The sequence below is a fragment of the Geodermatophilus amargosae genome, assembly GCF_900116515.1.
GTDB classification, from domain to species: domain Bacteria; phylum Actinomycetota; class Actinomycetes; order Mycobacteriales; family Geodermatophilaceae; genus Geodermatophilus; species Geodermatophilus amargosae.
On sequence record NZ_FPBA01000031.1, the window covers coordinates 1 to 12,665 of the forward strand.

General features: G+C 72.4%; 11 protein-coding genes. 8 read left to right on the plus strand and 3 right to left on the minus strand.

Annotation, left to right across the window (positions count from 1 at the left end; all coding sequences use genetic code 11):
* From BM414_RS25345 to BM414_RS25355, 3 genes are all read right to left on the minus strand, one after another.
* Positions 1-122, minus strand: a 122-nt coding sequence (locus BM414_RS25345) for a 3-hydroxyacyl-CoA dehydrogenase NAD-binding domain-containing protein (RefSeq protein ID WP_245784990.1), incomplete at its 3' end; no start/stop codon positions are given.
* Between the two features lie 183 nt (positions 123-305).
* On the minus strand, positions 306-764 hold the full coding sequence (locus tag BM414_RS25350; RefSeq protein ID WP_093584175.1) for a YbhB/YbcL family Raf kinase inhibitor-like protein: 459 nt from the start codon (positions 762-764) through the stop codon (positions 306-308).
* A gap of 55 nt (positions 765-819) precedes the next feature.
* A complete protein-coding gene (locus BM414_RS25355) occupies positions 820-2,952 on the minus strand; it encodes an acetate--CoA ligase family protein (protein ID WP_093584177.1) in 2,133 nt (710 codons plus the stop codon).
* Between the two features lie 202 nt (positions 2,953-3,154).
* On the opposite strand from BM414_RS25355, the gene BM414_RS25360 reads away from it, so the two are divergent.
* From BM414_RS25360 to BM414_RS25395, 8 genes are all read left to right on the plus strand, one after another.
* Positions 3,155-4,684 (plus strand): acyl-CoA synthetase, encoded by a 1,530-nt coding sequence (locus BM414_RS25360; RefSeq protein ID WP_093584179.1) that lies wholly within the window; start codon positions 3,155-3,157, stop codon positions 4,682-4,684.
* Positions 4,685-4,686: 2 nt separating this feature from the next.
* Positions 4,687-5,451: an SDR family NAD(P)-dependent oxidoreductase gene (locus tag BM414_RS25365; protein WP_217644929.1), complete on the plus strand. Its 765-nt coding sequence runs from the start codon at positions 4,687-4,689 to the stop codon at positions 5,449-5,451.
* On the plus strand, positions 5,445-7,448 hold the full coding sequence (locus tag BM414_RS25370) for an alpha-ketoacid dehydrogenase subunit alpha/beta (protein WP_093584262.1): 2,004 nt from the start codon (positions 5,445-5,447) through the stop codon (positions 7,446-7,448). The genes BM414_RS25365 and BM414_RS25370 overlap by 7 nt, the downstream gene beginning before the upstream one ends.
* Entirely contained in the window at positions 7,448-8,215 is a 768-nt protein-coding gene (locus BM414_RS25375) for an enoyl-CoA hydratase/isomerase family protein (RefSeq protein WP_093584181.1), read from the plus strand. The genes BM414_RS25370 and BM414_RS25375 overlap by 1 nt, the downstream gene beginning before the upstream one ends.
* A 50-nt stretch (positions 8,216-8,265) precedes the next feature.
* Complete coding sequence (locus tag BM414_RS25380) at positions 8,266-8,940, plus strand: TetR/AcrR family transcriptional regulator (protein WP_093584183.1); 675 nt, start codon at positions 8,266-8,268, stop codon at positions 8,938-8,940.
* A gap of 314 nt (positions 8,941-9,254) precedes the next feature.
* Positions 9,255-10,313 carry an alcohol dehydrogenase catalytic domain-containing protein gene (locus tag BM414_RS25385; RefSeq protein WP_217644930.1) on the plus strand — a complete coding sequence of 353 codons (1,059 nt, stop codon included), beginning with the start codon at positions 9,255-9,257 and terminating at the stop codon, positions 10,311-10,313.
* A 1-nt stretch (position 10,314) separates the two neighbouring features.
* Positions 10,315-11,475: an acyl-CoA dehydrogenase family protein gene (locus BM414_RS25390; RefSeq protein ID WP_093584187.1), complete on the plus strand. Its 1,161-nt coding sequence runs from the start codon at positions 10,315-10,317 to the stop codon at positions 11,473-11,475.
* Positions 11,476-11,497: 22 nt separating this feature from the next.
* Positions 11,498-12,655, plus strand: coding sequence for a thiolase C-terminal domain-containing protein (locus BM414_RS25395; RefSeq protein WP_093584189.1), 1,158 nt, complete (start codon positions 11,498-11,500; stop codon positions 12,653-12,655).
* Positions 12,656-12,665 lie beyond the last annotated feature (10 nt).

Below are 12,665 nucleotides of genomic sequence, written 5' to 3' on the forward strand. Positions count from 1 at the left end.
AGGGCGTCCTCGCTGATCTCCACGGCGGTCACCGACAGGCCCGCGCGGGCCAGCACCTCGGCGATGCCCGCACCCATGGTGCCCAGCCCCACCACACCGACCTCGGTCAGTTCTCTGGACATGTCCACTCTCCTGTCCGCCGTGTGCCGCCACGGCTGGTCACGCACTGGATGGCGGTGCCGAGCCACGGTCCGACCGCCCACTGGTCGGCCGGACCCCTGTTCGGGGAGCACTCCCGGACAGGGGTCCGGCCGACCGTTCCCGCGTCCGTGCCGGACCTCGACCGCACGGCGAGGAGGACGCTGCTACCGGGAGTAGAGCCCCACCGTGCGTGCCTGCTCGATGACGTCCTTCCCGTACCGGTCGATGAACTCCCGACGGGTCAGCGCCTCGTCGACCGGGACGGACAGGGCGTAGACCCAGAAGTAGTAGCGGTGGTCACCGTGCCCGGGCGGAGGCATGGGACCGCGGTAGCCGGTGCCGCCCCACCCGTTGCTGCCCTGGTGGTACTCATTACCGCCGCCCTCGGCGATCCCCGTGACGTCGGCGGGTATGCCGGTGAGGACCCAGTGCACGAAGCCGTCCGGGAGCGGGGCGTCCGGATCGTGGCAGATGACCGCGATCGACCTCGTGCCCTCGGGAACGCCCGACCACCTCAGCTCGGGCGACGTGTCCTCACCCTCCCCGGTGTGGCGCTCCGGGATGCGGCCCCCGTCGGGGAAGGCCGAGCTCTCGATCTTCAGGTCCTTGAGGCTGAGTGCCATGGATACCGTTCCTGTCGGTCAGTGTTTGGACGGGGGGATAGTCTGGTCGGCCAGGTCACCGCAGGACGACGAGTGCGTCGACCGCGGTCACGCCGGATTCCCGGGCGAGCAGCGGGTTGATGTCGATCTCGGCGATCTCGTCGGCCAGGTCCGCGATCAGCCAGGACAGACGCTCCGCAGCCTGCGCGGCGGCGGCCACGTCGAGCGGTGGGCGCCCGCGCACACCGTGGAGCAGCGCGGCTCCCTGGAGCGAGTCGAAGAGGTGCCGTGCGTGTTCGACGTCGGTGGGGGCCGAGGCGATGCGGGTGTCGGCGAGCACCTCCACGAAGATCCCGCCGAGGCCGACCACGACCACCGGCCCGAAGGAGGGATCCACGCGGGCGCCGAGCATGAGCTCGGCGTCTCCGGAGACCATCTGCTGGACGAGCACCCGGGGGGACTCCTCGCCGTGCCGGCGGCCGATGTCGAGGATCTCCGCGGCCGCCTCGGCCACCTGTTCCGGGGACGTCAGGCCGAGCCGGACACCCCCCACGTCGCTCTTGTGCGTGATGGTGCTGCTCAGCAGCTTCACCACGACACGGTCGCCGGGAGCGACGCCGGCCGATGCCTCCTCCGGGCTGGTGGCGACGACCGCGCGCGCCGTGGGGATCCCGTAGGCGCTGACCAGCGCGGTCGCCTCAGCCTCGTCGAGCGTGGTGCGACCCGCCGCGCGGGTGGCGGCGATCACCGCGCGCGCACCGTCGACGTCCACGTCGGCCGGCCGCTCGGGCCGGGGCAGCGGGCGGCGCAGGGCGAAATCCGCGAGCGCCCCCAGGGCGGCCACCGCCCGGGTGGGGTCGGTGTAGCAGGGGACGCCCAGCTCGCGTAGCCGCCGGCGCGGCTGCCCGGTGCCACCGGTCCAGGAGACGGCGATCGGCCGGTCGGTCGTGGCGTACAGCTCGGAGACCGCCTGGATCAGCGGGTCGGCGAAGCTGTCGGCGTTGCCGACGACAATGACCACCATGTCGGTGTCGGGGTTCTCGAGCGCCGTCGCCAGTGCACTGCGCATGAGGGAGGGGTCGGTGATCATCGACCCGGTGAGGTCGACCGGGTTGCGCGGCGAGGCGAACGCGGGGATCACCGCGGCCAGTCGCTCCTGCCACTCGGGCTGCCACGGTGCCACCTCGAGTCCGGAGTCGCTGGCGGTGTCGGCGGCCATGACCGCACCGCCGCCGGACATGGAGAGCACCGTCAGCCGGCGGCCGCGGGGCCGTCGTCGCGCATCGAAGACCTGCGCCGCGTCCACCAGCGCCTCCTGGCTGAAGACCCGGGTGACACCCACCTCGCGCATGAGCTGATCGAAGACCGTGTCGTCGCCCGTGAGGGACGCGGTGTGCGAGGCGGCCGCCCGGGCGCCGGCCTCGGAGCGTCCGCTCTTGACCGCCACGATCGGCTTGTCCTCCCGGTGCGCCTCACGCGCGGCCTGGAGCAGACGCCGGCCGCCGGAGACGCCCTCGAAGTAGGCCAGCAGCACGTGGATGTCGTCCTCGCGGACCAGACCCTCGAGCACCTCGGCCACGGTGACGTCGAGCTCGTTCCCGGTGTTGACGTAGTGCGACATCCCCACGGCCAGGGCATCGAGGTCGCCCAGCAGGAAGGTCCCGAAGGCCCCGCTCTGGCTGACGAAGGCGACGTTGCCGGTCCGCAGGGGCTCGCCGCTCTCGAACACCCCGGCGAAGGTCGCGACCGCGGCGTCGCGCAGGCCGACCAGGCCCAGGCAGTTGGGACCGATCACCCGCAGCGGACTCCCGGCGACGATCTCCCGGAGCTCCTGCTCGAGTGCGGCTCCGTCAGCACCCGCCTCCGCGAAGCCGGACGCGGTGATCAGGGCGAACCTCACGCCCTTCTCCGCGCAGCCACGGACCGCCCCCGGCACGACGGCGGCCGGGGCGACGACGACTGCCACGTCCACGTCGCCCTCGATGTCCCGGACGTCCCGGTAGGCCGGGAGGCCCTGCACCGTGCTCCGGGTCGGGTTCACCGGGTAGATCCGGCCGGCGTAGCCGTACTTCTTCATGTTGCCGATCGGCCGGCCCGACAGCTTGGCCGGGTCGTCGGAGGCCCCGATCACCGCGATGGAGCGCGGGGAGATCAGGGGTCTGAAGTCCGTGTCCACGTCGTGGACCGACATCGGGGCCTCCGCGGTCATGTGGCTCCTCAAGGACGCGCCCGCCACGCCGCCGGGCGGGCGTCTTTCATGGACTGACCGTTACACCGGATACCCGGGGGAGTGTCGTTGTCAAGCGCGGGTTCCAAACACGTGGTTGGCACGGGGTCACCACTGTCGTAGGGTTTCCATGACCGGTCGGTCCACGGAACCCGGCGTCGACCAGAGGTGGCGGCAACCGCAGATGGAAAACTTCGCGAGCACGCTCGACCACCAGGCGGAGCGGCGGCCCGACAAGGTCGTCCTCACCTGCGGCGACCGGACCCTGACCAACGCCCAGCTCCACGAGCGGGTCAACGCGCTGGCGCAGTCGCTCCGCGACCTCGGCGTGGGGCGCGGCGACATCGTGGCGATCCTGCTCTACAACTGCACGGAGTTCCTCGAGCTCGTGTACGCCGTGAACCGGCTGGGCGCGGCGTTCCTGCCGCTCAACTACCGCCTCGCGCCGGCCGAGTGGCAGTACATCCTCGGACACGCCGAGGCGAAGGTGGTCGTCGCGGACCCCGAGTTCACCCCGGCCGTCACCGGGATCGCCGCGGAGCTGCCGGCCCTCGAGCACACGGTGGTGGTCGGCGAGGCGGAGGGCTGGACCTCCTACGAGGAGCTCGTCGGCCGCAACACGGGCGCGCGGGTCCCGGTCGTCGACGTCGACGGCGGAGAGCTGTCGCGCCTGATGTACACGTCGGGCACCACCGCGCGGCCGAAGGGTGTCTGCATCAGCCACCGCAACGTCGTGTGGAAGAACCTCGGCTACCTGATCCAGTTCGGGTTCACCGACACCGAGGTCACGGCGGTCACGGGCCCGCTCTACCACGTGGGTGCGATGGACATGGGCGGAGTCGCCACCCTGCACGCGGGTGGCAGCCTCGTGATCCAGCGCAAGTTCGAGCCGCTCGGTCTCATCGACCTCATCGCCCGGCACCGCGCGACCAGCGTCTGGATGGCGCCGGCCATGGTGAACGGCGTGCTCCAGCAGCAGGACGCCCTGGCCGCGGCCGACCTGAGCTCGCTGCGGCTGATCATGTCCGGCGGCGAGAAGATGCCGGAGTCCCGGCTCGCCACCGTGCTGGACCTCTTCCCGGGCCTGTGGTTCGCCGACGCCTACGGGCTGACCGAGACCACCTCGAGCGACACGTTCATGCCCCACGACCGGATGCGCGAGAAGCTGGGCTCGGTCGGTCGGCCCCTGCCGCACAACCAGGTGCGGGTCGCCGACGACGACGGGCACTCGGTGCCGGCGGGGCAGGTGGGCGAGGTGCTCGTCCGGGGCCCGAAGGTCTTCTCCGCCTACTGGCGGGACCAGGGCGCGACCGAGCGGTCCTTCGTCGACGGGTGGTTCCGCACCGGCGACGTGGGCCGCATGGACGAGGACGGCTTCCTCTACATCGAGGACCGGAAGAAGGACATGATCGTGTCCGGCGGCGAGAACATCGCCACCCCGGAGGTGGAGCGCGTCCTCTGGGAGCACCCCGACGTCGTCGAGGCCGCGGTCATCGGCCACCCCGACGAGCGGTGGGGCGAGGTGCCGCACGCCTGCGTGGTACTGCGGGACGGCGCCACGGTGACCGACGAGGAGCTGCGCGCGTTCTGCCAGGAGCGGCTCGCGAAGTTCAAGGTGCCGCGGTACTACACCAGGGTGCCGACGCTGCCCCGCAACCCCTCCGGCAAGGTCCTCAAGAAGGACCTGCGCACGAGCGTCACGGCCGGGGGCTGACCGTGGGGCAGGGACTCCTCGACCTGGCCGGCAAGGTGGTCTGGGTCACCGGTGCGGGCAAGGGACTGGGCCGGGCGATGGCGCAGGCGCTGAGCGGTGCCGGCGCCACCGTCGTGCTGTCCGCGCGCAGCGGCAGCGACCTCGACGACCTCGCCGGCACGCTGCGCGCGGAGGGCAGGGAGGCCCACGTGCAGCCGCTGGACGTCGCCGACGCCGCGGCGGTGCGCGCCGCGACGGAGCGCGTGGCCGAGGCGGCCGGACGCATCGACGGGCTGGTCAACTGCGCCGGGATCAGCCCGTCGTTCGCCCGGAGCGAGGACCTCGACGACGCCTCGTGGACGCAGGTGATCGGTGTGAACCTCACCGGCACCTTCCACTGCTGCCGGGAGGTGGGCCGGCTGATGCTGCAGGCGGGCGGGGGCAGCATCGCCAACGTCAGCTCCGTGCACGCGCGGTCCGGTGCCGCCCGGATCGCGGCGTACACCGCCAGCAAGGGCGGCGTCGAGGCCCTGACGCGGACGCTGGCCGTCGAGTGGGCCGACCGCGGCGTGCGGGTGAACACCCTCGCCCCCGGCTACTTCGAGACCGACCTGAGCAGGCCCCTGCTCGGCAGCCGGCACGCGGAGGGGATCCTCGCCAGGATCCCGCTCGGCCGGGTGGGCGATGCCGGGGAGCTGGGCGGCGCCGCGGTGTTCCTGATGAGTGACGCGTCCCGGTACACGACCGGTTCCACGCTGACGGTCGACGGAGGGTGGACGGCATGGTGAGCCCGACGACGGAGCTGGACGGTCCCGCCGCCCTGTTCCCGGTGGAGGACCTGCGCGAGATGTACCGCCGCATGGCGCGCATCCGCCAGTTCGAGCAGGCGGCCTCGACGCTCTACAAGGCCACCGAGATACCCGGCTTCCTGCACCTCTCGATCGGCCAGGAGGCCTCCGCCGTGGGGGCGTGCTGGCCGCTGCGCCCGGACGACGTCATCACCTCGACCCACCGCGGCCACGGACACTGCCTGGCCAAGGGGCTCGAGCTCGCGCCGATGTTCGCCGAGCTCATGGGACGCGATGCGGGCGCCTGCCGGGGCCGGGGCGGGTCGATGCACATCGCGGACCCCCGCCTGGGCATCTTCGGCGCCAACGGCATCGTGGGCGCCGGTCTGCCGATCGCCGCCGGTGCGGCCACCGCGGCCAAGCTCCGCGGGAACGGCTCCGTCGTCGTCGCCTTCTTCGGTGACGGCGCGGTCGCGACGGGCGCGTTCCACGAGGCGGTGAACCTCGCCGCGGTCTGGGACCTGCCGGTGGTCTTCCTGTGCGAGAACAACCACTACTCGGAGTTCTCCCCGGAGGCCGAGCAGCACCGCGCCAAGCTCGACGCCCGGGCCGCCGGGTACGGGATCGCCTACGAGTGGGTCGACGGCAACGACGTCGTGGCGGTCGCCGGCACGGTCTCGCGCATCACGGCGGACCTGCGGGCCGGTGCGGGCCCCGTCCTGCTGGAGGCGGAGACCTACCGGTGGCACGGGCACTACGAGGGGGACCCGGAGCGCTACCGCCTCGTCGAGGAGGTGGAGTCGTGGAAGCAGCGCGACCCGCTGCTCGCCCTCCGGGAGCGGTTGCGGGCGGCCGGCCTGGACGACGACGTCGCGGACGGGATCGACCGCGAGGTCGCGGCCGACGTCGAGGCCGCCGTCGACAGCGCCCGCTCGGCCCCCTTCCCGGCCGAGGAGAGCCTGGCCGACTTCGTCGGGAGCCCCCGCGCCGACCGGCCGGAACCGCCCGCAGCGCAGGGCGAGGTGTTCCGGATGATGGACGCCGTCAGCGAGGCCGTCGAGCACGAGATGACCGAGGACCCCTCGGTCTTCCTCGCCGGTATCGACGTGGCGGCGGGCGGCAACGTCTACGGCCTCTTCCGGGGGCTCGCCGACCGGTTCCCGGGGCGCGTGCGCAACACACCGATCTCGGAGTCGGCCATCGTCGGGTGCGGGGTGGGTGCGGCGATGGCGGGCATGCGCCCGATCGTCGAGATCATGTACATGGACTTCATCGGCACCTGTCTCGACCAGCTGATGAACCAGGCCGCGAAGCTGCGGTTCATGACGGGCGGCGCGGTCGCGATGCCGCTGGTCGTCCGCACCCAGTTCGGAGCGGGGCGCTCGTCCGGCAGCCAGCACTCGCAGAGCCTGGAGGCGCTGCTGGCGCACATCCCCGGCCTGACCGTGGTGATGCCGTCCTCCCCGGCCGAGGCCTACGGGCTCCTGCGGGCCGCGATCCGCGACGACAATCCGGTGGTGTTCGTCGAGCACCGGCTCCAGTACGGGCTCAAGGGCCCGCGGCCCGAGCGCGGGCACGTCATCCCGCTCGGGAAGGCGCGGATCGTCCGACCGGGCAGCGACCTGACCATCGTGACCTACTCCCGGATGGTGCAGGAGGCGGCGGCTGCCGCCGAGGTGCTCGCTGCCGAGGGCGTCGACGCCGAGGTGATCGACCTGCGCACCATCTCGCCGCTCGACCGGGCCACCGTGCTGGACTCGCTCCGGCGCACCAACCGGCTGCTCATCGCCCACGAGGCGGTCCAGGACTTCGGGGTCGGCGCCGAGCTCGCCGCTCTGGCCGTGGACGAGGGTTTCTGGCACCTGGACGCTCCCGTGGTGCGGGTCGCCCCGCCGGCCATGCCGGTTCCCTACAGCCCCGGCCTCGAACAGGCCTGGCTGCCCGGACGGGACGAGATCGCCGCCGCGGCCCGGCGCCTGGTCTCCGAGCAGCCCTGATGGGACAGCTCGTCTCGGTCGACCGCCAGGGAGCGGTCGCCACGCTGCTGCTGGACGCCCCGCCGTTCAACGCGTTCGACACCGCGATGCGGGACGCGCTCGCGGCGGCGGTCCGGGACATCGACGCGGACCCGGAGGTCCGCGCGGTCGTGCTCACCGGCGGGGAGGAGGTCTTCGCCGCCGGTGCCGACATCGGAGCGCTGCTGGCGATGGACTTCGTCGACATCGTGGACTGGAACGCCCGTCTGCAGCGGACCTTCACCGCGGTGGCCGAGTTGCCGGTGCCCGTCGTCGCCGCGGTCAACGGCTACGCGCTGGGCGGCGGACTGGAACTGGCGCTGTGCGCGGACTACCGCGTCGCAGGGGAGCGGGCCGCCGTGGGACTGCCCGAGGTGACGCTCGGCATCATGCCGGGGTCGGGAGGCACCCAGCGGCTGACCGAGATCGTCGGGCGCAGCCGGGCGAAGGAGCTGATCATGACCGGTCGCCGGGTGAGGGCCGCGGAGGCCCTTGGGCTCGGCATCGTCGACGAGGTCGTGCCCGGCAGCTCCACCGAACGGGCCCACGAGCTCGCGGCGCAGCTCGCGGCCGGCCCCCGGCTCGCGATCCGCGCGATCAAGCAGGCGGTCGACCAGGCGGCAGGTGCGCGTGACGCCGGGCTCGCACTGGAGAGGTCGCTCATCGCCGGCCTCTTCGCCACGCCCGACCGCACGACCGGTATGCGGTCGTTCCTGGCGGACGGTCCGGGGCGCGCGCGCTTCGAGTGACGGTCACTAGGCTGGATGCGTCCCGGCGCACGTACCCCTGAGGAGAACCCGTGGCACGACCTCCGGGCCACGGCCCCGGCTACGAGACCCGGCGTCAGGAAATCATCGACGCAGCGGCGACCCTGTTCGCGGAGAAGGGATACGCCGCGACGGGCATCACCGAGCTCTGCGAGGCGGTGGGTCTGGGCAAGGGAGCCCTGTACCACTACATCGGTTCCAAGGAGAACCTCCTCGTCGAGATCCAGGACCGGGTCCTGGTCCCGCTGCTCGCCAGGGCCCGCTGCATCACGGCCCTGTCGGACGAGGAGCCACTGGTCCGGCTGCGCCTGCTCTCCCAGGCGCTGCTCGAGATCATCTTCGCCCGCCTCGACCACATCTGGGTCTACGAGCACGACTACCGCCACGTCACCGGCCCCCACCGCAAACGGTTGGTCGGACAGCGGCGCGAGTTCGAGGACCTCGTGCGTGACCTCGTCAGCGAGGCGATGGACGACGGCGTCCTCCGGACCGTGGACCTGAGGCTCGCCGTGCTGCAGTTCCTCAACCTGCACAACCACACCTACCAGTGGGCGCACACCGCCGCGGCCGGATGGACACCCGCGAGGCTCGCCGCCGAGTACTGCGCCACGATGTTCCGGGGCCTCGCGTCGCAACCGTTCTCGACGGCCGACCTGGAGGAGAAGGTCCGGCGTGCCCACGAGCGGGTGGACGCGCTCGCGAGCTGAGTACGCCGCGTGTCCGGCCCCGTGCCGGTGCAGTTGCCCGGTACCGCGCCGGCCCGGTCTCGGCACGGGCGACGGAGCGGCGTCACGGTCGACGAGTGGCGGCCCGGCCGGTCCACGCGAGGCCCGCGGCGTCCGACACGGCACCACCGGGCCGAGGCCGGCGCTCGTCCCGGCCGCGGGTGAGCCGGGGCGGGAGGACGCCTGCTGCCGGTTCCCCCGCGTCGTTGCGCACCTCGGCACGCCGCGCTTGACAGCGCGCTGGATGTACGATTTCTTTGGACCGACCGGTTCACCAAACCTCGGAGGTGGGTGTCTTGCTCGCCTTGCGCTGGCACGGCCGGGAGGACGTCCGGCTCGACGACGTGGACGCACCGGGGACGCCCCCGGACGGCTCAGCCGTCGTCGAGGTCGCCTTCAACGGACTGTGCGGAACCGACCTGCACGAGTACGGCCACGGGCCGAACATGATCCGGCTCGACCCGCACCCGCTCACCGGAGCACGCCCGCCGATCACCATGGGGCACGAGTTCTCCGGCAGGGTGGTGGCGATGTCCCGGCCGTGGCCGGGCGTGTCCGAGGGGTCGCGGGTCGCCGTCGACCCGTGCCTGACCTGTGGCGAGTGCGCCTGGTGCCTGCGCGGCGACTACCACATCTGCGCCCGCGGCGGATCGCTCGGGCTGGCGGCCGACGGTGCACTGGCCCGGTTCGTCACCGTTCCGCTCCGCTCGCTGTGTCCGGTCCCGGACGCGGTCTCCGACGAGATGGCGGCGCTGGCCGAGCCGCTCGCGGTGGGGCTGCACGCGGCCACCCGGGCCGGGGTGCGTCCGGGTGACAGCGTCCTGGTGCTGGGTGCCGGTCCCATCGGCCTGGCCGCCGTCCTGGGCGCACGGGCAGCGGGTGCTGCCGCGGTGTACGTGAGCGAGCCGGTCCGCGCTCGGCATGCCGCCGCGTCCGTGGCCGGTGCCACCGAGGTGTTCGACCCGACGAGCGTCGACGTGCGCCGCGAGGTGTTCCTCCGCACGGACCGACTCGGCCCGCGGGTGGCGATCGACGCGACGGGCCGCCCCGAGGTCGTCGACCTCGGCATCCGGAGCCTGCAGCGGGGCGGGACGATCGCGGTCGCCGGCATCACCGACAGCGTCCTGAACACCGATCTGCGCCAGGTCGTGCTGTACGAGCGCACGATCTGCGGGTCGCTCGGCTACAACTTCGACATCCCCCGCGTGCTCGGGCTGATCGCCGCGGGGCAACTCGACCCCTCGTGCCTGCTCACCGACGTCCGACCCCTCACCGACGCGGTCGACACCTTCGCCGAGCTCGCTGCCGGCGGACACCACCATCTCAAGATCCTGCTCCGACCTGAGGAGAACTGACATGGACTTCGGCCTCGGTGAGGACGTCCTGTCCCTGAAGAAGCTGGCCAGGGAGTTCGCGTCGCGGGAGATCGAGCCCCACGCCGCGGAGTGGTCGGAGCGGGAGGAGTTCCCGGCCCACGTGTTCCGCAAGCTCGGCGACCTGGGGCTGATGGGCATGCTGGTCGCGGAGCAGTACGGCGGCATCGACGTCGGGATGGTCGCCTACGTCGCGGTCATGGAGGAGCTCGGGCGGGCCGACCAGTCCGTGGCCGCCGCGTGGAACGCCCACAGCACCATCGCGAGCCTGCCCCTGGCCCGGTTCGGCACCGCCGAGCAGAAGGAGCGCTGGCTGCGGCCGCTGGCCGAGGGCACCCACATCGGCGCCTTCGCGCTCACCGAGCCCGGGGCCGGCTCGGACGCCGCCTCCATCCGGACCCGGGCCGAGCGACGCGACGGCGGCTGGTCGATCACCGGCAACAAGATCTTCATCAGCAACCCCGGCACGGAGATGAGCCTCGGCGTCACCCTCCTGGCCGCGACGGGCCAGAACGACGACGGCTCCAAGCGGTTCGGCGTCTTCTTCGTGCCCAAGGACACCGACGGTTTCACCCAGGGCCGGCCCATGCGCAAGCTGGGGTGGCACGCGATGGACACCCGCGAGCTGTCCTTCGACGACTGTTGGGTGCCCGAGGGGAACCTCATCGGCGAGGAGGGCGCCGGCCTGCACCAGTTCCTCTCCGTCCTGGACCCGGGGCGGATCAGCGTCGCAGCCCTCGCCCTCTCCCTCGCCGACGCCGCGCTCGGCCTCGCCCTCGACTACGTCGTCGAGCGCCGCCAGTTCGGCCGCAGGATCAGTGAGTTCCAGGCCACCCAGCACCGCCTCGCCGAGATGGCCACCGAGGTCGAGACAGCCCGGTGGCTGGTCTACCGCGCAGCCTGGCTCGCCGACAGCGGCCAGGACTTCTCGCAGGCCGCAGCGATGGCGAAGCTGCACGCCTCGGAGGTCGCCAACCGGGTGGCCAGCGCCAGCCTCCAGCTGCACGGCGGATACGGCTACGTCCGGGAGACGCCGATCTCGCGGTTCTACGCCGACGCCAAGATCCTGGAGATCGGTGAGGGTACGAGCGAGATCCAGAAGAACGTGATCGCGCGGCGGCTGCTGCGCGACGCGGGTCGCTGAACCGGATCCGAGGACGGACGCCATGGACGCCGACGGAGGCAGGGCCTGCATCGTCGGGATCGGGCAGACCGAGCTGTCCCGCAACAGCGGCCGGAGCATCACGCGGCTGGCGCTGGAGGCACTGCTGGCCGCCGCTGACGACGCCGGCATCGATCCCGTGGCGATCGACGGCGTCGTCCCCTATCCCGACTCCGTGTCCGCCGAGGACGTCATCCCGGTCCTCGGCAGCCCCGACGTCCGGTTCACCGCCGTCGCGCACATGGGCGGCGCCAGCAGTCTGGCCGGTCTGCGGCTGGCCGCGCTCGCCGTCCAGAGCGGACAGGCCGACTACGTCGCGGTCTTCCTCGCCCGCAACGCCAGCTCGGTCTCCCGCGTGGACACGCGCGTCCGGCAGCTCGCCGGCCAGGCCTACCGGCGTGAACTCGAGTACCCGCACGGGATGAACACGCCGGCCCAGTGGTACGCCCTGGCGTGCCGTCGGCACATGCACGAGTTCGGCACCACGCGTGAGGCGCTCGGCACCGTCGCCCTGACGATGCGGGCCAACGCCCAGCGCAACCCGGGCGCTCAGATGTACGGGCGCGAGCTCACCATGGAGCAGTACCTGAGCGCGCCGGTGATCGCCGACCCGTACCTCAAGTTCGACTGCTGCCTGGAGACCGACGGCGCGGCGGCGGTCATCGTCGCCCGCGAGGACCGGGCGCGCGACGCGTCCGGTCCCGTCGTGCGGATCGAGGGGATCGCCGAGGGACATCCCGACTCCGCCGACGACATGGCCAGCCGGTGGGACGTCTTCAACACCGGGCTCACCAAGGCGGCGCCACGGGCCTTCGGCCTGGCCGGCATGGCGCCGTCCGACGTCGACATCGCCTTCATCTACGACTGCTTCACCTTCGAGGTGATCCAGCAGCTGGAGGAGGCGGGCTTCTGCGGTCGCGGCGAGGGCGGCCCGTTCGTGCTCGACGGCAGCATCGCCCCGGACGGCAGCCTGCCGGTGAACCCGCACGGCGGTCTCCTGTCGGAGGGCCACCTGACCGGGATGAACCACGTCGTGGAGGCCGTCCGGCAGCTGCGACGGCAGGTCCCCGACGACCGGCAGGTGCCCGGGGTCGAGACCGCGGCGATCACCGGCTGGGGCGACATGGGCGACGGCGCGCTCGCACTGCTGGCCAGGGCCTGAGGAGGGCGTG

Excerpts from the sequence above, each read along its gene's own strand:
- BM414_RS25390 (WP_093584187.1), top strand. The coding sequence starts at position 10,315 with ATGGACTTCGGCCTCGGTGAGGACGTCCTGTCCCTGAAGAAGCTGGCC.
- BM414_RS25350 (WP_093584175.1), bottom strand. The coding sequence starts at position 764 with ATGGCACTCAGCCTCAAGGACCTGAAGATCGAGAGCTCGGCCTTCCCC.
- BM414_RS25360 (WP_093584179.1), top strand. The coding sequence starts at position 3,155 with ATGGAAAACTTCGCGAGCACGCTCGACCACCAGGCGGAGCGGCGGCCC.
- BM414_RS25370 (WP_093584262.1), top strand. The coding sequence starts at position 5,445 with ATGGTGAGCCCGACGACGGAGCTGGACGGTCCCGCCGCCCTGTTCCCG.
- BM414_RS25355 (WP_093584177.1), bottom strand. The coding sequence starts at position 2,952 with ATGACCGCGGAGGCCCCGATGTCGGTCCACGACGTGGACACGGACTTC.
- BM414_RS25375 (WP_093584181.1), top strand. The coding sequence starts at position 7,448 with ATGGGACAGCTCGTCTCGGTCGACCGCCAGGGAGCGGTCGCCACGCTG.
- BM414_RS25395 (WP_093584189.1), top strand. The coding sequence starts at position 11,498 with ATGGACGCCGACGGAGGCAGGGCCTGCATCGTCGGGATCGGGCAGACC.